This window comes from Stenotrophomonas africana, from assembly GCF_013004645.1.
In the GTDB taxonomy this organism is placed as follows: Bacteria; Pseudomonadota; Gammaproteobacteria; order Xanthomonadales; family Xanthomonadaceae; genus Stenotrophomonas; species Stenotrophomonas africana.
The window spans coordinates 356,181-379,155 of the sequence record NZ_JABEME010000003.1; the positions used below are offsets into that span (position 1 = coordinate 356,181).

The 22,975-nt window shown below is 68.2% G+C and carries 20 protein-coding genes; 2 read left to right on the plus strand and 18 right to left on the minus strand.

Annotated elements, in window-relative coordinates; all coding sequences use genetic code 11:
- Positions 1-17: 17 nt before the first annotated feature.
- From glgX to glgA, 7 genes are read right to left on the minus strand one after another with little or no spacing between them, the layout of a single operon-like run.
- Positions 18-2,138: a glycogen debranching protein GlgX gene (gene glgX, locus HLA98_RS08080; RefSeq protein WP_057499664.1), complete on the minus strand. Its 2,121-nt coding sequence runs from the start codon at positions 2,136-2,138 to the stop codon at positions 18-20.
- Positions 2,125-2,295: a DUF2934 domain-containing protein gene (locus HLA98_RS08085; RefSeq protein WP_080392826.1), complete on the minus strand. Its 171-nt coding sequence runs from the start codon at positions 2,293-2,295 to the stop codon at positions 2,125-2,127. The genes glgX and HLA98_RS08085 overlap by 14 nt, the downstream gene beginning before the upstream one ends.
- A complete protein-coding gene (gene treY, locus HLA98_RS08090) occupies positions 2,264-4,837 on the minus strand; it encodes a malto-oligosyltrehalose synthase (RefSeq protein WP_057499663.1) in 2,574 nt (857 codons plus the stop codon). The genes HLA98_RS08085 and treY overlap by 32 nt, the downstream gene beginning before the upstream one ends.
- Entirely contained in the window at positions 4,834-6,678 is a 1,845-nt protein-coding gene (locus tag HLA98_RS08095; protein WP_057499662.1) for a 4-alpha-glucanotransferase, read from the minus strand. The genes treY and HLA98_RS08095 overlap by 4 nt, the downstream gene beginning before the upstream one ends.
- Complete coding sequence (gene treZ, locus HLA98_RS08100; RefSeq protein ID WP_057499661.1) at positions 6,675-8,393, minus strand: malto-oligosyltrehalose trehalohydrolase; 1,719 nt, start codon at positions 8,391-8,393, stop codon at positions 6,675-6,677. Before treZ ends, HLA98_RS08095 begins: the two co-directional genes overlap by 4 nt.
- On the minus strand, positions 8,390-10,624 hold the full coding sequence (locus HLA98_RS08105; protein WP_057499660.1) for a 1,4-alpha-glucan branching enzyme: 2,235 nt from the start codon (positions 10,622-10,624) through the stop codon (positions 8,390-8,392). Before HLA98_RS08105 ends, treZ begins: the two co-directional genes overlap by 4 nt.
- Positions 10,621-12,147 (minus strand): glycogen synthase GlgA, encoded by a 1,527-nt coding sequence (glgA, locus tag HLA98_RS08110; protein WP_080392825.1) that lies wholly within the window; start codon positions 12,145-12,147, stop codon positions 10,621-10,623. Before glgA ends, HLA98_RS08105 begins: the two co-directional genes overlap by 4 nt.
- 440 nt (positions 12,148-12,587) lie before the next feature.
- Between glgA and HLA98_RS08115 the strand changes: the two genes are divergently transcribed.
- Together HLA98_RS08115 and HLA98_RS08120 are read left to right on the plus strand one after the other, a co-directional pair.
- Entirely contained in the window at positions 12,588-13,016 is a 429-nt protein-coding gene (locus HLA98_RS08115) for a PAS domain-containing protein (RefSeq protein WP_005409905.1), read from the plus strand.
- Positions 13,013-14,542, plus strand: coding sequence for a diflavin oxidoreductase (locus HLA98_RS08120; RefSeq protein ID WP_057499658.1), 1,530 nt, complete (start codon positions 13,013-13,015; stop codon positions 14,540-14,542). Before HLA98_RS08115 ends, HLA98_RS08120 begins: the two co-directional genes overlap by 4 nt.
- A gap of 49 nt (positions 14,543-14,591) precedes the next feature.
- Here the strand turns inward: HLA98_RS08120 and HLA98_RS08125 are convergent, their stop codons facing one another.
- The 11 genes from HLA98_RS08125 to moaA all read right to left on the minus strand — a co-directional run bounded on the left by HLA98_RS08125 (position 14,592) and on the right by moaA (position 22,560).
- Positions 14,592-15,260 carry a sulfate/molybdate ABC transporter ATP-binding protein gene (locus HLA98_RS08125; protein WP_057499657.1) on the minus strand — a complete coding sequence of 223 codons (669 nt, stop codon included), beginning with the start codon at positions 15,258-15,260 and terminating at the stop codon, positions 14,592-14,594.
- Positions 15,250-15,933 carry a molybdate ABC transporter permease subunit gene (gene modB, locus HLA98_RS08130; protein WP_057499656.1) on the minus strand — a complete coding sequence of 228 codons (684 nt, stop codon included), beginning with the start codon at positions 15,931-15,933 and terminating at the stop codon, positions 15,250-15,252. The genes HLA98_RS08125 and modB overlap by 11 nt, the downstream gene beginning before the upstream one ends.
- A 3-nt stretch (positions 15,934-15,936) precedes the next feature.
- The gene (modA, locus tag HLA98_RS08135) at positions 15,937-16,680 is read right to left on the minus strand and encodes a molybdate ABC transporter substrate-binding protein (RefSeq protein ID WP_057499655.1); all 744 of its coding nucleotides are present in this window, start codon (positions 16,678-16,680) and stop codon (positions 15,937-15,939) included.
- An 18-nt stretch (positions 16,681-16,698) separates the two neighbouring features.
- Entirely contained in the window at positions 16,699-17,475 is a 777-nt protein-coding gene (locus HLA98_RS08140; RefSeq protein WP_057499654.1) for a helix-turn-helix domain-containing protein, read from the minus strand.
- Positions 17,476-17,543: 68 nt separating this feature from the next.
- Positions 17,544-17,909: a hypothetical protein gene (locus HLA98_RS08145; protein ID WP_057499653.1), complete on the minus strand. Its 366-nt coding sequence runs from the start codon at positions 17,907-17,909 to the stop codon at positions 17,544-17,546.
- Complete coding sequence (mobA, locus tag HLA98_RS08150) at positions 17,906-18,454, minus strand: molybdenum cofactor guanylyltransferase (RefSeq protein ID WP_057499652.1); 549 nt, start codon at positions 18,452-18,454, stop codon at positions 17,906-17,908. Before mobA ends, HLA98_RS08145 begins: the two co-directional genes overlap by 4 nt.
- A gap of 104 nt (positions 18,455-18,558) precedes the next feature.
- Positions 18,559-19,059 (minus strand): molybdenum cofactor biosynthesis protein MoaE, encoded by a 501-nt coding sequence (locus tag HLA98_RS08155; RefSeq protein WP_057499651.1) that lies wholly within the window; start codon positions 19,057-19,059, stop codon positions 18,559-18,561.
- 3 nt (positions 19,060-19,062) lie between these two features.
- Positions 19,063-19,323, minus strand: coding sequence for a MoaD/ThiS family protein (locus HLA98_RS08160; protein ID WP_057499650.1), 261 nt, complete (start codon positions 19,321-19,323; stop codon positions 19,063-19,065).
- The gene (locus HLA98_RS08165; protein ID WP_057499649.1) at positions 19,323-20,576 is read right to left on the minus strand and encodes a molybdopterin molybdotransferase MoeA; all 1,254 of its coding nucleotides are present in this window, start codon (positions 20,574-20,576) and stop codon (positions 19,323-19,325) included. The genes HLA98_RS08160 and HLA98_RS08165 overlap by 1 nt, the downstream gene beginning before the upstream one ends.
- Positions 20,576-21,571 (minus strand): bifunctional molybdenum cofactor biosynthesis protein MoaC/MoaB, encoded by a 996-nt coding sequence (gene moaCB, locus HLA98_RS08170; protein WP_057499648.1) that lies wholly within the window; start codon positions 21,569-21,571, stop codon positions 20,576-20,578. Before moaCB ends, HLA98_RS08165 begins: the two co-directional genes overlap by 1 nt.
- 8 nt (positions 21,572-21,579) lie before the next feature.
- Positions 21,580-22,560, minus strand: a complete 981-nt coding sequence (gene moaA / locus HLA98_RS08175) for a GTP 3',8-cyclase MoaA (RefSeq protein ID WP_057499647.1) — start codon at positions 22,558-22,560, stop codon at positions 21,580-21,582.
- Between the last annotated feature and the right edge of the window lie 415 nt (positions 22,561-22,975).

Below are 22,975 nucleotides of genomic sequence, written 5' to 3' on the forward strand. Positions count from 1 at the left end.
GTGGCGCAGCAGTGCAATCACGCGCCGCTGCTCGCCGCCAGCAGGCACAGGCTGCGCGGCGGCAGCGTCCAGGCGCCTTCCTCATCCGGCTCCACTGGCGCTTCGTCGGTCTGCAGCAGTACGCGCCGGAACGACAGGGCGTCGTCTGACACACAGAATCGCTGCGGCTGCTCCCCGGCGTTGAGCAGCAGTGCAAGGCTGACATGCCGCCCGGGCTCGCGCAGGCCACTGTCCGGGCTGCGACCGTCCAGCACGATCAGCAGCGCACGCAGCCCTGCGTCATGCCAGTCCGCTTCCTCCATGCCGCGACCATCGGGATGCCGCCAGTCGATATCGCGCAGGCCCAGTGCCTCATCGTACTCGCCGCGCAGGAACCGGTTCCGGCGCAGCAGGCCGTAGCGCCGGCGCAGCGACAGCGCCCGCCGCACGAACGCCACCTGCGCCTGTGCAGCCGGCAATGCTGCGCGCTCCCAGTCGATCCAGCTCAGTGGATTGTCCTGGCAGTAGGCGTTGTTGTTGCCCTGCTGCGAATGGCCGAACTCATCGCCTGCCAGCAGCATCGGCGTCCCCTGCGCCAGCAGCAGCGTGGCCAGCAGGTTGCGCATCTGCCGCGCACGCAACGAAAGGATCGCCGCATCATCGGTGTCTCCCTCCACGCCGTGGTTGCTGGAAAGGTTGTGTGAGTGGCCGTCACGGTTGTCCTCGCCGTTGGCCTCGTTGTGGCGATCGTTGTAGCTGACCAGATCGTGCAGGGTGAATCCATCATGCGCCGTCACCAGATTGATGCTGGCCGACGGTCGCCTGCCGTGGTGTTCGAACAGGTCGGCCGAGCCGGTGAAGCGCGTGGCAAACTCCGCCAGCTGCCCGCCATCGCCACGCCACAGCGCGCGCACCGTGTCGCGGAAGCGGTCGTTCCACTCGGCCCAGCCCGGCGGAAACTGGCCCAGCTGGTAGCCGCCCGGGCCGATGTCCCATGGCTCGGCAATCAGTTTCACCTGGCTCAGGATCGGGTCCTGGCGTACCGCATCGAGGAAGCTGCCCGAGGCGTCGAAGCCATGCCGTTCGCGGCCGAGGATGGTTGCCAGGTCGAAGCGGAACCCATCCACCCGCATCTCGGTCACCCAGTAGCGCAGGGAGTCCATGACCATGCGCAGCGCACCGGCATTGGTCAGGTCGAAGGTATTGCCGGTACCCGTATCGTTGATGTAATAGCGGCGATCATCGGCCAAACGGTAGTAGCTGGCGTTGTCGATGCCCTTGAACGACAGCGTAGGGCCCAGCTCGTTGCCTTCGGCCGTGTGGTTATACACAACGTCCAGGATGACCTCGATGCCCGCGTTGTGCAGGCGCGCGACCATCTGCTTGAACTCGGCCACGGTGCCCAGCGACAGATAGCGTGCCTGCGGCGCGAAGAAGCCGATGGTGTTGTATCCCCAGTAGTTGCGCAGCCCGCGCTCGAGCAGCTGCTGGTCATCCACGTAGGCATGCACCGGCAGCAGCTCGATGGCGGTCACCCCCAGATGGCTGAGGTGGTCGACCACCGCATCGTGCCGCAACGCGGAGAAGGTACCGCGCTCGGCCTGCGGGACGTCGGGATGCTGCATGGTCAGTCCGCGCACGTGGGCTTCGTAGATCACGGTCCGGTCCCAGGGCGTGGCAGGTGCACGCTCGACGCCCCAGCTGAAAGCCGGATCGATCACGGCACAGCGTGGCATGTAACCGGCGCTGTCGCGGCGGTCGAAACTGAGATCGCCATCGCGGTGACCCAGGGTGTAGCCGAACAGGTGTGGGGCCCACTTCAGTTCGCCGACGATCTGCTTGGCGTAGGGGTCCAGCAGCAGCTTGTTGGGATTGAAGCGATGGCCCTCTTCCGGGGCATACGGGCCGTGCACCCGGTAGCCATAACGTTGCCCGGGCCGCACGTCCGGCAGGTAGCCGTGCCAGATCTCGTTGGTGTACTCGGGCAGCGCGATACGCTCGACTTCACGGTTGCGCGCGTCGAACAGGCAGAGTTCCACCCGGGTGGCGTGCCGCGAGTACAGCGCGAAGTTCACACCCAATCCGTCCCAGGTCGCCCCCAGCGGGAACGGCCGGCCTTCGCGCACCCGCGAGGTCTGCGTCCACTTACGGCTGGCCATCGCTTCCCTCCTCGTCGCGCGCAGCGGCAATCTCGGCTTCCACCAGGCGCTCGGCCATGTGCCAATGCCGCTGCTGCTGGTCGTCCGGCCGCCCTTCCGCTTCCCATATCTGGTGGGCCAATGCCTCAATCCGCTGCCGTCGTTCCCTGCTGTCCATTCCTGTCCGTCTCCTCGTTGATCCATACCGCCAACGGGCTGCCAGCCAGAAGCCGTGCCGCGTCCCCGGTTGCCTTGAAATGCTCGATGCGCCCGTCCAGCAGGTTGCGCATGGGGCCTGCTGGCAGCCCGCGCAGCGTCACGTCGGTACCGACGTCGTGCGCCGTGTGCAGGCCGGGACCGCGCATGGCGGTGGGCGAACCACGCCGCACGATCACCAGCAGCACCTGCGCCTCATGCCTGCGCGTGAACGCCAGCCAGGGCGAGCGCGCAGGCAGGGACAGCGACTGCAGTTGGCCGCGCAGGAACAGCTGCGGGTGCCTGCGGCGGCAATCCAGCAACTGCCGGAGCAGAAATGCCTTGATACCACCGTCCCGCCAGTCTTCCAGCAGCGTGGGCCACGTGCGCGCGTCGCGCAGCCACGCCTGCTGCGCCGGGTAATCCACGGCATGCCGATTGTCCGGATCCACCAGGCTCAGGTCCCAGCCCTCGCCGCCGTGGTAGAGGTCGGGCACACCGGGCATGCAGTGCTGCAGGCACAGCTGTGCCAATCCGTTGCAGGCGCCTGCCGGCGCGATGCGCGCCACGAAGGTCGCCAGCGCCTGCCGCACCGGCTGCAATGGTGCTGCATCCAGAAGCGCGTGCAGCCACTGCGCGGCGGCCTCCTCCACCGCCACGTCCGGATCGGACCAGCTGCTGACCCGTTTGCCCTCACGCAACGCCTTGATCAGCCACTGCTCCATCCTCGATGCGAAGTCAGCGCCCGGGGCGCCGTGCATCGGCCACGCCGCAACGAGCGCCTGCCACAGCGCATATGCCTCCGCGCCCGGCAACGGCATCGGCATCCCGGCCTTGGCGGTCATCCGGCCCCAGCGCTGTACCGCGGCACGCCAGTCCGTCGTGCAGGTGCTGAGCACCGCCAGCCGCGCGCGGCTGTCGGCCCCGCGCTTGTGATCGTGGGTCGCCAGCGCAAGCAATGCCCGCGGATGGCGCTGCAGGCGTCCCACTGCGTGTTCCAGCAGCTCTCGTCCCTCCATGCCCAACCGCTGCGGATCACTTCCGACTTCGTTGCGCGACAGCAGCCTGAAATAGCGATAGAACCCGGTATCTTCCACCGACTTGGCATTCAACGGCGCGGTCAGTTGACCGAAGCGCACGCGCAGCGCGCTATCGGCCAGCGCGTCGCCCGGAAGTGCCCGCAGCAGCAGATCCAGCGCCACACGTGCCGCACCGTCCAGTGCCTCGCGTGCCGACGCGGCGGCGTCCACCAGCGCCTTTCGTTCACCCGCACCCTGCAGCGAATAGGGGCGGTAGGTACGGTAGTGCCGCAGCAGCGCAGCCAATGCACGGGCCAGCGCAGCGGCTCCGATATCGGCTTCGGCCAGCCGGGGCTGCAGCACCTGCTGCGCGCTGCGCAGCAGTCGCTGGAAGTCGGCGTGAAGCGACGTGCGCAGCAGCATGCCGCGGGCATCCTGCTGCAGGTCGTCAAAGCTGCGCGCGTCGCCACTCGCCGCTTGCCAGGCGCGGGAGAGCGCGGGGGCAGCTGCCGGATCATGCAGCCACGCGCCGACTTGGTCCATGAAGTCATAGCCGGTCGTGCCGTCGCAGGCCCAGCCATCGGGCAGCTGTTCGTCCTCCGCCAGTATCTTCTCCACATGCACGCTCACTGCCTGTGCGTCACGACCGCCGGCCGCGCAGGCCGCGTCGAGCGACGCCCGCAGGCGTTGCAGATAGGCACCGGGTGACGACAGGCCATCCACATGGTCAATGCGCAGGCCGTCCACCCAGCCCTCGCGTACCAACCGCAGGGGCAGTGCATGCACCGCCTCGAACACATCGTCGCGCTCCACCCGCAACGCGGCCAGCTCGTTGATGTCGAAGAAGCGCCGGTAGTTCACCCGGTCACCCGCCGTGCGCCACCAGGCCAGCCGGTAATGCTGCCGCTGCAGCAGCGCGTGCAACCGTTCGACGCTGCGGTTGCAGCGCTCGGCCCAGGCTGGCCACTGCGCGGGTGCCAGCGGATGGCTGCGCGGCGACAAGGGCAATGCCAGCCCATGGTGGCGCAGCACGGGCCGCGCGTTGTCCACCACCACGTGTACCACCCCATCGCGCACGGCGTCGTGCAATGGCCGGTCCAGTACGGGCAGCCAGAGCCGACCCTCGCAGTCCGGCGCCTCCCATTCGATGTCGAACCACCCTGCGTGGGGGCTTCGACGCCCGTGCAGCAGCACATCGCTCCACCACGGCGTGTGCGGGGACGCCGCCAGGTGGTTGGGCACGATGTCCAGGATCAGGCCCATGCCATGCGAGCGCGCCCTTGTCGCCAGCTGCAGGAAGCCCGCTTCGCCGCCGAGGTCCGGATTGATGCTGGCCGGATCGATGCCATCGTAGCCATGCGTGGACCCCGGCATCGCAGCAGCGATCGGTGACAGGTAAAGGTGACTGACGCCCAGCGCGGCGTAGTACGGAAGCTGCGCCGAGGCGGCCTCGAAGTTGAAGCCTGCATGCAGCTGCAGGCGTGCGGTGGCACGCAACCCGGTCATCGCCTCACCTTCCGCCGCGTGGCGCTGAATCGGGCAATACGCGCGTCGGCCGCGTCCTTGTCCCACGCCAGCGGCAACCGACGGCGCCAGTTGGGGTGGCCGTTGACGGTACCGGGCAGGTTCACCTGCGCGCGGCTGCCCAGCGCATCTTCCAGCGGCAGCAACGCCAACCGTGAAGGTGCGTGCGCGACCAGTGACAGCGCACGCGCTTCCAGCGTCGCGCCCTCGCCCCGGGCGACTGCGGACAGCGCCTGCACTTCACTGGCACGCGCGTGCAGCGCCGCGGGGAGCTCCGTCAGCTCACCCAGGCATGCACGCCAGCGCAGGTCGCGCCCGCGCAGCCAGCCGGCCAGCGGTGGCAGATCATGGGTGGAGGGCATGGCCACCGCATCGCGGCGCCAACGTGGCGCCGGCAGGAAGCGCTCGCCGTTGCGGGCGAACGGGAGCACCTCAAGCCCCAGCACGCCACGGGCGGCCAGTCGCTGGCGGATACCCGGAGGAACCACGCCAAGGTCCTCACCGATCAGCACGCAGCGATGGCGCCACGATTCCAGAACCAGCAGGTTGATCAGATCATCGAACGGATAGCGCAGGTACACGCCCTGCCCGGCGCCCGCACCGCGGGGGAGCACCCACAGCCGCTGCAGGCCCAGGACGTGATCGATGCGCAGCCCGCCACGGCCAGCCATCACGGCGCGCAGCACGCGGATGAACGGTTCAAACCCCTCGCGCTGCAGCGCAGAAGGTGACCAGCTGGTGATACCCCAGGCCTGGCCCAGCGGATTGAATGCGTCCGGCGGCGCGCCCAGTTCAAGGCCCTGCAGCAGATGGTCGCCGCCGGTACGGGCTTCGACGCCCTGCGGCGCGCAGCCCACCGCCAGATCCGCGATCAGTCCGATCGACGCGCCATCATTGCGTAGCGCAGCCTGCACCTGTGCCCAGCCCTGCTGTGCCAGCCACTGCGCAAACGCATGGTCGTCCGCGCCGCCGGTGAACCGGTCGGCGGCATGCTGGCAATAGTCCCGCAGCGGATCGCCCTGCGCGGCACGCCAGCTTTCGATCTGCGCGTACTGCGCTGGCACCTGCAGCCGAAGCCATTGGTGTACCTGCCGCAGCCAGCGCCACTTCACTGCCGCCGAGTTCGGCCAGTCGATGCGGCGTGCTGCGGTACCCGCTTCAACGGCCGTCGCCAGTGCTTCGTCCTCGCGCAACACGCTGCTGGCAGCGTCCGGCAATACCTGCGGCAGCGACACCTGCAGCGGATCGAGCCAGCGCCGGTCGCTGGGCGAGTAAGGACTGTAGCCCGGGCCCGGTGGCAGGCCGGCGTGCAGCGGACTCAATGCCAGTGCATCGCCCCCGTGACGGTGCAGCAGCTCGCTCCATCGCGCACAGCCGGCGCTGTCACCGATGCCGGCATCACCGGGCGCGCGCAGGCTGTACACCTGCGCCGACAGGCCCCAGCCGCGCAGCATGCCCTGCGGCCACCAGGCACGCTGCGGTGCCACCGCAACCGCCTGTTGCTGACCGCCCTGGCGCCACTGCCAATAGCCTGGTTGATCCGGCACACGCCAGCGCCCTTGCGCATCCGCACGTGCAGGCAACTCTGTGCCCTGCTCATCCACCCAGCACGCCGCTCCCGTTGCCGCAGGCAGGGCCAGGAGCTGACCACAGCAAGCGGTGAGCAACGGGTGGGCCACCGGCGCACCGTCGCACGCGAACTCCGCCAGCACGGCGCGCAGGATGTCCGGCGCAACCTCGCGCTCGGCACCAGCTACGTCGGTCCAGCGAACCAGAAGGCCCGCACGGCGTGCCGCGTCCCGCACCGTCGCATCCGTATTCATGCGGCGACCCAGCAGGCAAGCACACCGCCGCCTGCCGGCAGCACCCCGGCCGCGTCCGGCCCCACGACGCACTCGCCGGCCGGCATCGCGTGCGCCACTGGCGATGGACCCACATTGATCGCAATCCACCACTGGCCTGACGGCAGCTGCCAGCCCGCCTGCACCGCGCCCTCGCCCAGCACCTGTGCACCCAGCGACCGCGCCTGCAGCAGGCCAGGCTGCAGATAGCGCCTGCGCAGGACGAGGAACTCACCCGTGCAGCGCAGCCAGTGCTGCGACCAGGGATCATCGCCGGGTGGCAGCGTGTACGAGGCCTGCAGGGTCGCCGGGTCGTTCGGGTCGGGAATGCGCTCGCGCGAGGCGACATCGGCAAAGGCGCTGAAACCCGCGAATTCGCGGCGACGTCCTTCGCGCACTGCCTCGTCCAGCGGCGGCGCGTAGTCGGTGAAGAACAGGAATGGCGATTGCGCCTGCCAGGGTTCACCCATGAACAGCAGCGGGATCATCGGCGTCAGCAGGGTCAGGGCCAGTGCCGCGCGCAGCGGCGCGGGATCGACCAGCATCGACAGGCGCTCGCCGAAGGCACGGTTGCCCACCTGGTCATGGTTCTGCGCGAACACCACGAAACGCGCGGGCGACAGGTCGGCGCTCGGTTCGCCGCGGGGATGGCCATGCAGATCCGGTTCGCCCTGCCAGGCGAATCCTTCGGCCAGGCAGCGCGCCAGCAGTGCTTCGGCGCGCCCGGCATAGGCCGCGTAATAGCCTTCCTGCTCGCCGGTCAGCATCACATGCAGCGCGTTGTGGAAGTCGTCGTTCCACTGCCCCTGATAGGCGCCGCGCAGCCACCGCGCCTGGTTGCGTTCGTTCTCCAACACCAGGTGCGCCTGCGGCACCGTCGCGCGTACCTCATCGGCCAGCTGCTGCAGGAACCGGTCGTCGTCAATGGCATGCACCGCATCCAGGCGCAGGCCATCGAAGCCGTAATCGCGCAACCACATCAACGCATTGTCGACGAAGAACCGCCGCACCCATGGCTGGCGGAAGTCGATGGCCTCGCCCCAAGGGGTGGTGCGGTCGTCACGGAAGAACCCCCGTGCGTAGTCGCGCAGACGGTTGCCCTGCGGCCCGAAGTGGTTGTAGACCACATCCAGCAGCACGGAAAGCCCGGCCTCATGCGCGACGTCGACAAAGGCCTTCAAGGCTGCCGGCCCGCCGTAGGCATGCGCCGGCGCATAGGGAAACACGCCGTCGTAGCCCCAGTTGCGCTGGCCGGGGAACTGCGCGACCGGCATCAGTTCAATGGCGGTGATGCCCAGGGCCGCCAGCATCGGCAGCTGCGCGGTCAACGCCGCGAAGCCGCCGCCCGCTTCGACATGCACTTCACAGATCACCAGGTCCTGCCAGGCACGCCCCTGCCACGTGGGCCGTGCTCCATCCATGCCCAGCACCACCGCGCTGTCGCCATCGATGCCGTCCGGCTGCCAGCGCGAGGCCGGGTCGGGTACGTCCTGGCCGGACGGCAGGCGGAAACGGTACCGGTCGCCATGCGACGCTGGCGTTCGCAGCCAGTGGCAGCCATCCCGGTCGCGTTGCATCGGCCGCTGGGCGCCCTGCAGGCACAGCGCCACCGTGTCCACGTCCGGCGCCCACACGCGGAACTCCACCTCTTCGCCGGCCACCGGCCATGCGCCCAGGCGCGGGGCCACTGTGGTCATGCATCAACCTGCAGGTACAGCGTAGACAGCGGCGGCAGGGTCAGCCGCAGCGACTGGGCGTGACCATGCATCGCACTCGGCTCGGTAAGCACCGCGCCGAGGTTTCCCACATTGTCGCCACCGTAATACCCGCTGTCGGTGTTCAGACGTTCGGTCCAACGCCCCGGTTGCGGCACACCTACCCGGTACCCGTCGCGCTGCACCGGGGTGAAGTTGCTCACCACCAGCAGGGTGCGGCCGCTGCCGGCAGGATCCCGGCGGATGAAGGCATAGACGCTGTTGCGGTTGTCGTCCGCCACGCTCCAGGCGAAACCGCGTTCGTCGCGCTCGTCACGATACAGCGCGGGTTCGGCGCGCAGCACGGCATTGAGGTCGCCCACCAGACGCGACAGACCCCGGCCCTCACCGCTGGCCGCCTGTGCCCAGTCCAGTGCCGCATCGTGCGACCACTCATGGCCCTGGCCGAACTCGCCGCCCATGAACAGCAGTTTGCTGCCCGGGTGCGCCCACATGAAACCGTAGTACGCGCGCAGCTGGGCCAGCCGCTGCGCCGGCTCGCCGGCCATCTTGGCGAGCAGCGCCCCCTTGCCGTGCACCACCTCGTCGTGGGACAGCGGCAGCACGAACCGTTCGGAGAAGGCGTAGACCAGGCCGAAGCTGATCTCGCTGTGGTGATGCGGGCGATGGACCGGGTCGCGCCCCAGGTACTGTAGGGTATCGTGCATCCAGCCCATGTTCCATTTGTGGGTGAAGCCAAGCCCACCCTCCTCCACCGGCGCGGTCACCCCCGGCCATGCGGTGGATTCCTCGGCGATCACCAGCACGTCCGGAAAGCGCTCGCGCAGCGCCTGGTTCATCCGCCGCAGGAACGCGACCGCCTGCAGGTTCTCGCGTCCGCCCTGCTCGTTGGGTATCCACTCCCCCTCGGCACGGCTGTAATCCCGGTACAGCATCGAGGCCACTGCATCCACGCGCAGACCGTCGATGTGGAAGCGCTCCACCCACTCCAATGCGCTGCCGATCAGGTAGGCGGCCACTTCGTTGCGGCCAAAGTTGTAGATCAACGTGTCCCAGTCGGCGTGCACCCCTTCGCGCGGATCGGCATGCTCGTACAGCGCGGTGCCATCGAACCCGGCCAGGCCATGCGCATCGTTGGGGAAGTGCGCGCTCACCCAGTCCACGATCACTCCCACGCCGGCCTGGTGACAGCGGTCCACGAAGCGTGCGAAGGCCTGCGGGGTGCCGTGGCGCGCCGTCGGCGCGTAGATCCCCAGCGGCTGGTAGCCCCAGGAACCGCCGAAAGGATGCTCGCTGACTGGCAACAGTTCGATATGGGTGAAGCCCAGCCCGGCCACGTACGGAATCAACCGCTCGGCCAGGGCATCCCAGTCCAGCGGCGCACCCTCGTCGCTGCGCTGCCAGGAGCCCGCATGCACTTCGTAGATCGACAACGGTGCGCGGGTTCCGGCCTGGCGGCGGGCCGCCAACCATGCGTCATCGTGCCACTGCATCGGCACAGCCGAAGGCACCCGCGATGCTGTCGCCGGTGGTAGTTCGGCCCAGCGCGCCATCGGATCGAACTTGTCGGGCATCACCCGGCCGTCGGCGCCGACGATGCGGAATTTGTAACGGGCACCGGCCTGCACGCCCGGCAGGAACAGCTCCCACACGCCGGCGGTGTGACGCAGCCGCATCGGATGGCGTCGGCCGTCCCACCCGTTGAAATCGCCAACCACGGCGACCCGCCGGGCATTGGGCGCCCACACCGCGAAGCGCACGCCCGCAATGCCCTGCACCTGCATCGGCACCGCACCCAGCTGCCGCGCTGCATCAGCATCACCGGCATGAAAGCGCTGCAGAAGCGCCTCGTCCAGCAGCGGGCCGAAGGAATAGACATCGTGCACCTGCTCCACACCCTGCTCGAAATGCAGGGCGAGCAGCGGCACAGGCGCTTCGCCAGCCGGCCCCTCGAACAGCCCGGGCAAAGGGCCCGGCTGCAGACCCCAGCGCCGCTCCGGGCCCGCAATCACTTCCACGCGATGCGCGTGGGGAACCAGTACGCGCAGCTGTCGCTGGCCATCCGGTTGTTGATGCGGCCCGAGCCAGGCAAATGCATCGGCAGGTCGTGCATGGACAAGGTCTTCCAATGCCGGCGCCGCGCGCTCGTCCAGTCCGGCGCCCACCATGGCTTGGTCGTCAAGGCTGGCCGGATGCAGGCTGTCGTGGCTCATGCGGCCACCTGGCAAGTCTGCTGGTACAGCGCCAGATACGCACGCCCCGCCGCATCCCAGCCACCTGGCCGGAGCATGGCGGCGCGGCGCATGGCCTGCAGCAGGCCCGGCAGGCGGAAGGTGCGCATCGCCCGTTCCACGCAACGGCGCAGGCCATCAGCATTGGCGCCGTGGAACAGGAATCCGGTCACGCCATCCTCGACGGTATCCACCAAGCCGCCGGTCGCGTGCGCGATGGGCAGGCAGCCGAAGCGCTGCGCGTACATCTGGCTCAGCCCGCAGGGTTCGAAACGCGAAGGCATCAGCAGGAAGTCGGCGCCGGCAAACATCTGGCGGGCCAGCGCCTCTTCGAAGCCGATGAATGCGCCCACCCGTCCAGGGTAGCGCCGGGCCAGCGCCTGCACCTGTGCTTCCACCTGCGGCTCGCCGCCTCCGATGATGACCAGCTGGCCGCCGGCCGCCACGATCTGTGGCGCCACGTCGCAGGTGATGTCCAGGCCCTTCTGGTGCACCAGGCGGGAGACCACCGCGAACAGCGGGCCAGCGGAGGGCGCCAGGCCGAATGCACTGCGCACCGCGTGCGCATTGGTGGCGCGCCCGGTCCACTCACCAATGCCGAAGTGGGCCTTGAGATGGATGTCACGACGCGGGTCCCAGCTGGCGTCGATGCCGTTGACGATGCCGCTGAGGTGGCCACCAGCCGCTCGCCGCGCCAACAGGTCGTGCAACCCGCAACCATCGTCCGGGGCAGTGATCTGCTGCGCGTAGCGCAGGCTGACCGTGTTCAGGCGCGTGGCATTGGTGATCCCGCCCTGCAGGAACGACATCTGCCCGTGGAAGTGAAGCTCATCCAGGTGTTCGGCCGGTACGCCCAGCGCAGGGGCAAGCGCGTACGGAAACAGCCCCTGGTAAGCCAGGTTGTGGATCGTCAGCAGGGTCGGCACGGCTGTCCGGTCCCAGCGCACGTATGCCGCAGCCAGCGCCACGGGCCAGTCGTTCAGGTGCAGCAGCTGCGGCGACCAGTCCAGCCCGGCGCGCCCCGCCGCGATCTCCGCGGCCGCGTGTGAGAGCGTGGCGAAGCGAACCGCGTTGTCCTTCCACTCCTGGCCCTGCCCGTCGACGTAGGGCGATCCTTCACGCTCGTACAGCTCAGGCGAAAGCAGCACATAGATCGGAAGACCGTCTGCCTGCACCGCCATGCCGATCGTGCACGCTGGCAAGCCGGCCCGCGAGCTGACCTGCCCCACCCGCTGCAGCTGTGGCAGGCGCTGCAGTACCTCCGGGTAGCCGGGCAGCAGCACGCGCGAATCACAGGCGCCGCGTACCGCACGCGGCAGGGCTGCGGCCACGTCGCCCAGGCCTCCGGCCTTGATGAAGTCGGCCATCTCGGTGGCGACGAACAACACGCGCTGTACCAGTTCCGGCAGCTGCAGTGGTTGCGAGTGGCCACGGCGGGTGCCGATCGGCACGAGCGAACCGGAAGAGGTCGCAACAGATGAAGCGGACTGGACAGCGCTGGCCATGGGAGGGTCTCTCGGGTGTTTCAGGCAGACGGACGCCAGCGGCGCCCTGATGGGCGCTGATGGTGGGGAGGAAGTCGACGCAGGACGTGGGGGACGTCAGCGAGAGGCTCAGGACGACAATAGCCCTGCATGCGATCAATCAACCGTGAAGCCATGGCGATTTCTTTGTGACAACACGTCATGAGCTCAGTACATGACATGCGCCCGCCGCCTGCCCGTGTCTCTCATGTAGAGCCGAGCCCACGCTCGGCTGCTGGCAATCCCGTTTGCCGCGTGAGCCGAGCATGGACTCGGCGCTACAGAGATTCTCCCTGCGACACCCGGTCGCAGGCCTTCGCGCCACGGGCTTGACCAATGTCAAACCGCCCGCCGCCGCGCGGGCGTATTCCTATGCAGGACCCGAACACGCCGGCGCGGCCGGCATCCACAAGGACCCTGCGATGAGCTACACCCCCGACAACGCCCAGCTGCTGAACGCCATGCAGAACGTCATGGTGATTTCCACCACCGACCTGCAGGGCAACATCACCTACGCCAACGACCTGTTCTGCACGCTCACCGGCTTCGCCCGCGAGGAACTGATCGGCCAGCCGCACAGCATCGTGCGCCATCCGGATGTTCCCAAGGCCGTCTACAAGGACATGTGGGACACCATCAAGGCCGGCAAGACCTGGACCGGCATCGTGCCCAACCTTGGAAAAGGCGGCGTGCTCTACGTGGTCGACACGACCGTGCAGCCGCTGTTCGACGCCGATGGCAACATCACTTCGTACATCAGCATCCGCCGCGTGGTGAACGACCTGATGCAGAACTACGACCTGGTCGAGTTCAGCAAGGAAAAGTTCGACGACTTCTACGAGGCCGCGTGAACGCCATCCCGACCAGTACGCCCTTCAGCCGCCTGCTGGTGGGTTTCGCGTCCGAGTCGGGCAATGCCCGCGCCCTGGCCCAGCGCCTGGGCGCGGATCTGCAGCCGCACGCGCCGCAGGTGCTTCCGTTCAACGACATCGACGTGGCCAGTCTCGGCCACGGCGATGTGCTGCTGGCGATCTCCAGCTCGTTCGGCGATGGCGAACCGCCGGCCAACGGCGAGCAGTTCTTCGAAACGCTGCGCCAGACCCCGACACTGAGTGGCCTGCGCTATGCGGTGTTCGGCCTCGGTGACACCGGCTACCCGAGCTTCTGCGGCTTTACCAAGGCGCTGGATGCCGCCCTGCGCGAGCGCCAGGCGCAGCCACTGCTGCGCCGCGTGGATGCCGACCTGGGCTACGAGCAGTTCTTCCAGCAATGGCAGCCGGTGCTGGGCCAGGTGTTGGATGGCGACCTCAACGCTGGCCAGGATCTGCACCTGCAGGTCACCGCTTATGGCGAAGACAATGCCTTTGCCGCGCCTATTCTCGAACGCCGCCGCTTGAACAGCAGCGACCCGGCGGCGTGGCACCTGCAGTTGGACATTGCCGGCAGCGGCATGGCCTACCGCGCGGGCGACACCCTGCACGTGGTGCCCGAGAACGACCCTGCCCTGCTGCAGGCATTGGCCGCTTGGTATGGTGACACCGCCGCCGTGGCCGCCCTGCATGATCGGGAGCTGCGCCTGCTGAGCAAGGGCGTGCTGCGCGAACTGGCCAGGCTCAGTGGCAGCGATGTACTGAAGGGCCTGTTGAAGGTCAGCCAGAAGCGCGAGCTGGACGCCTACCTGCACGGCCTGGACCTGCTGGACGTGCTGCAGGACCACGCCACCCCGGACAGCGTGCCGCTGGCCCGGCTGCGCGAACTGCTGTCACCGCGCCTGCCGCGTGCCTATTCCATCGCCTCGCACCCGTGCGACGACCAGCTGAGCCTGTGCGTGCGCGAAGTGCGCTACAGCCTGCGCGGCCGCGAGCGCTTCGGTACTGCCACCGGCAGCCTGCTGCATGGCGGCGACCATGCCCGTGTGTACTGCCGCTCCAACCCCGGCTTCCACCTGCCCGATACCGGCGAGGCACCGCTGCTGCTGGTCGGCACCGGTACCGGCATTGCACCGCTGATGGGCCTGATGCAGGAGCTGCAGGCCAACGCCCACGAGCGCGAGGTGCACCTGGTATTCGGCGAGAAGCACAGCAAGCACGACTACCTCTACCGCGAACAACTGCAGGACTGGCACACGCGTGGCGTGCTGACCGGCCTGCATACTGCGTTCTCGCGCGACGGCGCGGAAAAGGTCTATGTGCAGCATGTGCTGCAGCAGCGCGCCAGCGAAGTGCGCGATGTCCTGGCCCGCGGCGGGCATCTGTACCTGTGCGGCAACAAGCGCCACCTGGAAAGCGCGGTGCGCGAAGCCATCGATGCCATCGGTGGCGAAGGGCACTGGGACGCGCTGCGGGGCGAAGGTCGCACGCACTGTGAGTTGTATTGATCTGTTGATCCTGTAGAGCCGAGCATGGGCTCGGCTCTACAACCGCAGCTCAACCACCGACGATGCGACCATCCACCACGCGCGCCACCTGCTGGCCGAACATCGCCACATCCTGTGGATCGTGGCTGATCAACAGCAACGGGATCCCGGTCTTGTCCAGCACCGCCTCCAGCTCCTGGCGCAGGTGCTGGCGCAGGTCGTGGTCCAGAGCGGAGAACGGCTCATCCAGCAGCAGCGCCTGTGGCTGCGTCACCAAAGCCCGCGCCAGGGCGGTACGCTGACGTTGGCCACCCGATACCTGCGACGGCAGCAGATCGCCCACCGTGTCGATGCGGAATGCGTGCAACCACTGCTCCACCGCATCGATGCGCCGGCTGCGCGATGGATTGAACCAGCCGCGCTCCAGCCCGAACGCCACGTTCTGGCGCACGCTCAGGTGCGGGAACAACGCGTAGTCCTGAAAGACATAGCCCAACCGGCGGCGCTGCGGCGGCAGATCAACGCCGGTGGCCGCATCGAACAGGGTCTGCCCCTGCAGCCGTACATGCCCCTGCCCCGGCCGCAGCAGCCCGGCCACCGCCTTCAGGGTCAGGCTCTTGCCCGCGCCCGAGGGCCCGAACAGCACCACCTGGCGCTGCGTGCACTGCAGCGCGACATCCAGCACGAATTCCTGCCCTGCTGCCAGCAGGCGGCGCTGCACCTGCAGGTCAAGCCACATCGCGCAGCTCCCGGCGAGGTCCGCCCACCAGCCGCGCAGCCAGCAACAGGATCACGATGCAGACCACCGAGGTCAGGATCACCAGCGCGTTGGCCTTGCCATCCTGACCGGCCTGCACCGCCTCGTAGATGGCGATCGACAGCGTCTGCGTGCGGCCGGGAATGCTGCCGGCCACCATCAGCGTCGCGCCGAATTCGCCCATCGCGCGTGCAAACGCCAGCAACAGTCCGGCAAGAATGCCGCGCCAGGCCAGCGGCAACGTGATGCGGAAGAACACCGCTGCTTCGGACACTCCAAGCGTGCGCGCGGCCTGCTCCAGCTGACTGTCCACTTCCTCGAACGCCGCGCGTGCCGGCTTGAATACCAGCGGCAGCGAAGCCACTGCCGCGGCGATCACCGCTGCCTGCCAGGTGAACACGAGGTTGATGCCGAACCAGGACTGCAGCCACGCGCCGATCGGGCCGTTGCGGCCGATCAGCACCAGCAGGTAGTACCCCAGCACCGTCGGCGGCAGCACCATCGGCAAGGTCAGCAACGAATCCAGCAGCTCACGGCCGGGAAAACGCCGACGCGCCAGCAGCGCGCCCAGTGCCACGCCCAGCACCAGATTGATCGCGGTGGCCCAGCCGGCCACCTTCAGCGACAACCCCAATGCGCTCCAGTCCAGATCCATGCCTCAGGGCTTGCCGAACCCGTGTTTGGCCAGGATCGCCTGGCCCTGTGCCGAACGCACGAAGGCGGTGAAGCGCTTGGCTTCCGCCTGCTGTGGGCTGGCCTTGACCACGGCCAGCGGATAGGCAATGCGCCCAGACACCGGCACCGCAAAGGCGCGGCGCACCCGGTCGGGCATCGCCTGCGCATCGGTGGCATAGACGAAGCCGGCGTCCACTTCACCGCGCGCCACGTAATCCAGCGACTGACGAACGTTCTGGGTGGTAATGGTCTTGCCCTGCACCGACGGCCACAGGCCTGCCGCTTCCAGCGCACTCTTGGCATAGCGGCCGACCGGCACGCTGTCCGGGTTGCCCAGCGCAACGCGCTGCACACCGGCACCGGCCAGGTCCTTCAGGGTGCGCGGCGCGGCCTTGGCCTGCGGCGGCACCACCACCCACAGCGCATTCACCGCAAACACCTCGCGGCTGCCGGCCGCCAGCAGATCCTGCCGCTGGGCCTGGTCCATCGTGGTTTCATCGGCCGAGGCGAACACATCCACCGGCGCGCCACGGCTGATCTGCTGCAGCAGCACGCCGGAGGCGGCGAAGTTGAAATCGACCCTGGTTCCCGGGTGCGCCTTCTCATACGCCGCGCCGAGTTCGCGGAAGCTCTCGGTCAGGCTCGATGCCGCCGACACCGTCAGCTCAGCCGCCCAGGCCGGCACCGTGGCCAGCAGTCCCAGCAACAACAATGCCGCTCGCTTCATGCCCAGCCCTCTGCCTGATCAGTCCAGTCCGGCCTCCCGGGCTACGGCCAGTTCCGCCAGCCGGTCCGGGTCCAGCAACAGCATCTCACGTTGGTTCACCGCAATCACACCCTCTTCGCTCAAACGGCGCAGCACGCGGCTCACCGTCTCCGGCGCCATCCGCAGGTAGTTGGCGATTTCGGTGCGGGCCATGCTCAGGTTGAATCGGGTCGCCGAGAAGCCCCGCCGGGCATAGCGCTCGGAAAGATCCAGCAGGAACGCCGCCATGCGCTCCTCGGTGCGATGGTTGGCGGCCAGCGTGGCCACCTTGCCGATCTCGGCGCTGAGCAGGCTGAACAGCCGCGCCTGCAGCCCCGGCATGCGGGTGGCCAGCAGGCTCAATCGCGGGAACGAGATCCGGCACAGGTAGACGGTGTCCAGCGCCACGGCGTTGCACGGGAAGCGCGCGCCGTGGATGGCATTGAGCCCGATCACCTCGCCCGGCAGGCTGAAACCCAGCACCTGCTCGTTGCCCTGGCTGTCATCGACAAAGGTCTTGACCATGCCCGCGCGGACCGCTGCGATCGAATCGAACGGATCGCCCGCACGGAAAAGATAGTCGCCGGCCTGGAACGGGCCGACGTGGTCGACCAGCACATGAAGCTCGCCCAGCGCGGTCTTGTCGTAGCCCTGCGACATGCAGGCGTCGGAGAACGCACAGGTACTGCAGAAGTGCAGCGCGTCACCGTCATCGGCCGCTGCCGGATTGGGCGTAGCCGGTCGGGACGCAGAGGGAGCGGAGGGGTTCAGGGGCATTGCAGCAACGCAGGAACGAAAGCCGTCATCATACGACAGCGGGGCGCCCCACCCTGCGCACCATGCGCCTACTCTGGCGCAGGTTCAGAACGCCGCTGCGGGCCACGCTGGCGCATGCTGTCGCGCACGTCCACGTCGAACTGCAGCTGCAGCATGCTGTCATCGTCCAACGCGATACCGAAGCCCAGGCCATCGCGGCAGGGCAGCCGCCCCGCCAGCGACTCGACGGCGTGGCGTGGCAGCACCAACCGGCAGAATGTCCCGCCATCGAGCAGCACCGCCTGATCGCCAGCATGCAGCGACAGCGCTGCGCCCCAGCCACCGCTGCCACCAAAGCGCGTCAGGTTCTCCACCGATTCACCGGCCAGCAGTCGTGCCAGTTCTTCTTCACCCACGCGCAGGCGCATCGATTGCTGTTGCAGCTGGACCTTCATGCTGTGATGGACTCCCATTCCGACGGGGTATTGCAGTTGAGCAGCAACGCCTGATCCTCCGGCGCCAGCGGCAACCGTGTCACGCCCAGGCGTTCCTGCAGGGCGCGCAGTGAACGGCGCGCCGTCGGGTCATCGATCAAGGCCTGCAGCACGCGGCGGCAATGATCATCGATCTGCAACCGCATCGGCAATGGTTCATCGGCGAACACCGCGCAGGCAGTGTCTTCCGCCAGGCGCAGTCGCTGCAGCAGTGCCGCGCTCAACCGTGGCGTATCCACCGGCACTACCCAGGCAGGGCCATCAGGCATCTGCATCGCCACGCTATAGAGGCCGCCCAGTGGTCCGCAGCGCGCAACCCGATCCGGGATCCCGCCAAACGCCGGGTAGTCACCGCTGACCCAGACCTCGCGCGCGCCCGCCTGCTTCAACAGGCCGCGCATGTGTTCCAGCAATGTGCGCCCCTGCCAGGGCAGCAGTGCCTTGTCGCGGCCCATGCGCGCGGACAGGCCACCGGCCAGCACGATGCCGTTGATGGTTCCATTCATGGTAGAGCCACGCCATGCGTGGCTGCGCCCACCGGATTCATCGGGAGAGCCTCATCCACGCATGGCGTGGATCTACTGGACACGGCGCCCTGCTAAGGGCGCGGTCAATGCCCGTGGTCATGTGTGTGTTCATGGGAGTGCGAAGCTTCGCCGTCGGCATGGCACAGGCTGCAACCTTCGCTCCACTGGCTGTCGCCGTCTTCGTAATGCTCCTGCTTCCAGATCGGGCACTGGTGCTTGACCACCTCGATCAACTGCCGGCAGGCCCGGAACGCCTCGTCACGGTGCGGGCTGCCGGCGGCCACCACCACCGCCACATCACCAATGCCCAACCGGCCCTTGGCATGCGCCACGTACAGCTTCAGCTTCGGACCGAACGTGGCCTCGACCTCGGCCGCCAACCGCTTGAACTCGTTCAGCACCAGCGGTTCGAACAGATCGTAGGTGATCCCGGTCACCCGCCGGCCCACATTGACGTCACGCACCTTGCCGATGAACACATCGATGCCGCCGAAGCCGGGATCGGAGACCGCCGCGATGCCTTCGGCCGGATCGATCGCCGCCTGCGCGCGGTCCACGACCTTGGCGATGATCTTCTCGCTCATCGCTCAGCCCCCACTTACCGGCGGCAGGATCGCCACCCGGCCGTCGTCGGGCAGCGCGTCATGGTCGCGCAGCACGCGTTGCTGATCGGCGAACGCCGAGTAATCCAGCAAGCCGGCACGGAAACCCGGCCACCGCACCGGCAGCAGCTCACGCAGCGCCTGGCGCAGATCGGCCACAGTGCCGCCAGCCACTTCCACCGCGATTTCGCGGCTGGCGTCCAGATCGGAAAACGCACCGAACAACTGCAGATTCACCTGTCTCATCACGACTCCTGGCTCGCCAGCTGCACGGGGTTCTGATGACCCCAGCCCTGCACGCGCACTGGCGTGCCGGCAGCGACCACGCCGCCCTCGCCTTCCAGCACCACCCAGGCGTTGGCCTGCAGCATGGACATCAAACGGAACGACTCCTGCCCGGCCAGCACGCGCGCACTCAGGCGGCCCTGCGCGTCCACTTCCACCCGCGCCCGCGCATGGAAGCGCAGGCCCGGCGGCGTGCGCACGTCGGCCTGCAGGGGCAACGTCAACACCTGCTCGGGTGCCAGCCCCAGCAGGCGGCGCAGCACCGGCTCGACGAAGAAACGCTGGCCCACGGCGGCCGACACCGGGTTGCCCGGCAGGCCGAAATACAGCGCGCCATTGGGCAGCACCGCGAACAGCAACGGCTTGCCGGGGCGGATCGCCACCTTGTGGAACACGATGCGCGCCCCCCGGCCGCGCAGCGCGTCGGGAATGAAATCGTAGCGGCCGGCCGATACCGCGCCAGTGCTGATCAACAGCTGCGCACCCGCGTCCAGCGCTTCATCCAGTACCGCGTTGAACGCGGCCACCTCATCGCCCACCGTGCCCTGCCAGACCACCTCGGCACCGGCGGCCTGCAGGCGGCCGACCAGGTACGGCCGGTTGCTGTCACGGATCTGGCCGGATTCCAGCGTCTGCGCCGCCTCGGTCACAAGTTCCTTACCGGTGGCGATCACCGCGGCCCTCGGCCGCGCCACCACCGCCACCTGGCCCACGCCGATCGCATGCAGCAGGGTGCGCGCGTTGATGTCCAGCACCTGCCCGGCCTGCAGCACACGCTCGCCGTCGCTCACATCCTCGCCGCGCAAGCGCACGTTCTGGCCGGGCTTCACCGATGCTTTCAGGGCGATGCGGATCGGGCGGCCGCCCTCGCTGGCGAGGATGTCCACGTTCTCAACCGGTACCACCGTATCCAGCCCAACCGGCATGCGCGCACCGGTCATGATTTCCCAGGCCCCTTCGCCGCCCTCGGCGCCGGCATCGCCGGCCGCCTGCCAGCCCTGTACCGCGAATTCGGTACCGGCCTCGAACGCCGCGCCGTTGGCGCGCAGCGCGAAGCCGTCCATTGCCGAATTGTCGAACGGCGGCAGCGACTGCCCGCTGTGGATGTCACCGGCCAGGGTGCGGCCACCGGCCTCATGCAGCGGCAGACGCTCGGCCGGCAGCGGCGTGGCCGCGTCCAGCAGGTGCTGCAGGGCTTCGCTGTAGGCAATCATCAGTGGCCACCACCATCGACCATCGCCAGGGCGTGGCCCAGCACCGGCGCCAGAATATCGAGGCACTGCGCCGCCGCCTTCGGGCTGCCGGGCAATGCGAACACCAGCATGTTGCCCAGCTGCACCACCTCGGCGCGGCTCAACCAGGCCATCGGCGTGTGCTGTGCACTCAGTGCCCGCACCATCTGCGCCAGGCCATGCACCGGCCGCGCATTCAACGAACGCAGCGCCTCCGGGGTCAGGTCACGCGGGCCCAGCCCGGTACCGCCGGTACACAGGCACAAGCGCACGCCGTCGGCTGCCAAGGCCAGCAGGCGGCCCGCCAATGGCTCGATGCCATCGGGCAAGACCTCGGCGACCACCACCTCGCCACCCAGCTTCTTCAGCCCGGTCACCAGGGTCGGTCCAGAGATATCCTCATAGGTGCCTTCGCTGGCGCGATCGCTCAGCGTGATCACCGCGCAGGCCGCGCCCTCCAGGCCCTTCGGCGCACGCGGCTTGAAACGCGCGCGCTCCGCATCGTCCATGCCGTCGGGGTGCAGCCAGACACCGCGCTTGCCGCCTTCCTTGAACAGCAGGCGGATGCCTTCGATGCGCAGGGCCGGTTCCACCGGCTTGCTCAGGTCGTACAGGGTCAGCAGCGCCGCGTTGACCCCGGCCAGCGCCTCCATCTCCACGCCGGTGCGCGCCTCGCTGGCGCACTCGCACCACACGCGGATCGCCTGCCGTTCCGGTACCGGCGCGCAGAACACCTGCACCAGTTCCAGCGGCAGCGGGTGGCACAGCGGCATCAGCATCGAGGCCATCTTGGCGCCCTGCAGGCCGGCAATCTCGGCCATCACCAGCGCGTCGCCCTTGGGCAGGCGGCGCTCGACGATCAGCGGATAGGCCACAGGACCGGCATGCAGCTCGCCCACCGCCACCGCACGGCGGCGGGTGATGCGCTTGTCGCGGACATCGGCCATGTGGAAGGCCGCATTCAATTCCCCACTCATCGTGTTGCTCATCCTCCAATGGAGGCCAGGTGCGGGGTCAGCCCGGTCTGGCCCTGGTGCAGTCCATGCCCGGCCGCTTTCAGGCCAAGCTGGGTGGTGATGCGTGCCAGCAGCGCGTCTTGGTCCTCGTCGCGCTGCAGCAGCGGGCGCAGCGGTACGCCGAACTCGCCGAACAAGCACAGCCGCAGGTCGCCCTTGGCGGTCACCCGCAGGCGGTTGCAGCCCTTGCAGAAGTCACGCGAATACGGCGCGATGATGCCGATGCTGCCCCGATGGTCGGGGTGGCCGAACTCGCGTGCAGGACCGGCATCGGCGGCGCGCGGACGCTCTTGCCAGCCCGCGGCCAGCAGCTGCTCGACCACCACGTCGGCGCGCAGGTGGTGGCGCTGGAAATAGGCTTCGTTGTCGCCGGTGCGCATCAGTTCGATGAAGCGCACGCTGAAGGGCCGGTCACGCAGGTAGTCCATCCACTGCGGCAGCTCGTCGTCGTTCAGGCCACGCAGCAGCACCGCGTTGAGCTTGATCGCCGGCAGGCCCAACGCCTTCGCCAGGGCCAGGCCCTGCTGGATCTCCGGCAGGCGGTCGTGCCCGGTGATGGTGTGGAAACGCTCGCGTTGCAGGCTGTCCATGCTCACGTTCAGCGCGGTCAGGCCGGCCCGGTGCCAGCCCGGCAGGCGCCGCGGCAGCAGCGTGCCATTGGTGGTGATGGCCACCTTGCGGATACCCGGCACCGCCGCCACGGTGGCGATGATCTCATCCAGGTCCTTGCGCAGGCTGGGCTCGCCACCGGTCAGGCGGATCTTGCTCATGCCCAGCGCGGCAAACGCACGCACCAGGCGCGCGATCTCATCCACCTGCAGGAAGCGCGGGCGGCCATCGGCCTGGTAACCATCGGGCAGGCAGTAGCTGCACCGGAAGTTGCAGGCTTCGGTGAGCGACAAGCGCAGGTACGGAAAGCTGCGTCCGAAACCGTCGGTGAGTTGGCTCATGGCTGTTCCGCCTCCTGGTACCACCCTGCAGCCCTGCCCCTGAACGGGTTGTCGACCCCAGCCCGCAGAGTGCGCTGGGGCGTTGAAAGCGTCAACCCGGGAGGCACGCAGCCTGAATTGGCGCCACCTGTCGCGATAGGCCCTCCCCGCCCGTCCCGTTCGCCGTGGCAACCTCGACACCTGTCGCAGATTGCACGATGCGGGCGGATCCCCACGCCAGCCAGCGCTGGCGGTGCTCAACTGCATGTGAGAATGCCAAAAGCGTCTCCAATCGAGTGATGTTTGCAACTCTTCTGATTGGCATTGCACAGCGCCAGGGGCTCAGATGGGCGTGCCACCGGAAAAGGGGTGGCCGGGCTTCGAATCCCGTGTTGGCTTTGAGTAAGTGCGCTTGCCAGCCGGCGTCACCATGCGT

Excerpts from the sequence above, each read along its gene's own strand:
- glgX (WP_057499664.1), bottom strand. The coding sequence starts at position 2,138 with ATGGCCAGCCGTAAGTGGACGCAGACCTCGCGGGTGCGCGAAGGCCGG.
- HLA98_RS08085 (WP_080392826.1), bottom strand. The coding sequence starts at position 2,295 with ATGGACAGCAGGGAACGACGGCAGCGGATTGAGGCATTGGCCCACCAG.
- treY (WP_057499663.1), bottom strand. The coding sequence starts at position 4,837 with ATGACCGGGTTGCGTGCCACCGCACGCCTGCAGCTGCATGCAGGCTTC.
- HLA98_RS08095 (WP_057499662.1), bottom strand. The coding sequence starts at position 6,678 with ATGAATACGGATGCGACGGTGCGGGACGCGGCACGCCGTGCGGGCCTT.
- treZ (WP_057499661.1), bottom strand. The coding sequence starts at position 8,393 with ATGACCACAGTGGCCCCGCGCCTGGGCGCATGGCCGGTGGCCGGCGAA.
- HLA98_RS08105 (WP_057499660.1), bottom strand. The coding sequence starts at position 10,624 with ATGAGCCACGACAGCCTGCATCCGGCCAGCCTTGACGACCAAGCCATG.
- glgA (WP_080392825.1), bottom strand. The coding sequence starts at position 12,147 with ATGGCCAGCGCTGTCCAGTCCGCTTCATCTGTTGCGACCTCTTCCGGT.
- HLA98_RS08115 (WP_005409905.1), top strand. The coding sequence starts at position 12,588 with ATGAGCTACACCCCCGACAACGCCCAGCTGCTGAACGCCATGCAGAAC.
- HLA98_RS08125 (WP_057499657.1), bottom strand. The coding sequence starts at position 15,260 with ATGTGGCTTGACCTGCAGGTGCAGCGCCGCCTGCTGGCAGCAGGGCAG.
- modB (WP_057499656.1), bottom strand. The coding sequence starts at position 15,933 with ATGGATCTGGACTGGAGCGCATTGGGGTTGTCGCTGAAGGTGGCCGGC.
- modA (WP_057499655.1), bottom strand. The coding sequence starts at position 16,680 with ATGAAGCGAGCGGCATTGTTGTTGCTGGGACTGCTGGCCACGGTGCCG.
- HLA98_RS08140 (WP_057499654.1), bottom strand. The coding sequence starts at position 17,475 with ATGCCCCTGAACCCCTCCGCTCCCTCTGCGTCCCGACCGGCTACGCCC.
- HLA98_RS08145 (WP_057499653.1), bottom strand. The coding sequence starts at position 17,909 with ATGAAGGTCCAGCTGCAACAGCAATCGATGCGCCTGCGCGTGGGTGAA.
- mobA (WP_057499652.1), bottom strand. The coding sequence starts at position 18,454 with ATGAATGGAACCATCAACGGCATCGTGCTGGCCGGTGGCCTGTCCGCG.
- HLA98_RS08155 (WP_057499651.1), bottom strand. The coding sequence starts at position 19,059 with ATGAGCGAGAAGATCATCGCCAAGGTCGTGGACCGCGCGCAGGCGGCG.
- HLA98_RS08160 (WP_057499650.1), bottom strand. The coding sequence starts at position 19,323 with ATGAGACAGGTGAATCTGCAGTTGTTCGGTGCGTTTTCCGATCTGGAC.
- HLA98_RS08165 (WP_057499649.1), bottom strand. The coding sequence starts at position 20,576 with ATGATTGCCTACAGCGAAGCCCTGCAGCACCTGCTGGACGCGGCCACG.
- moaCB (WP_057499648.1), bottom strand. The coding sequence starts at position 21,571 with ATGAGTGGGGAATTGAATGCGGCCTTCCACATGGCCGATGTCCGCGAC.
- moaA (WP_057499647.1), bottom strand. The coding sequence starts at position 22,560 with ATGAGCCAACTCACCGACGGTTTCGGACGCAGCTTTCCGTACCTGCGC.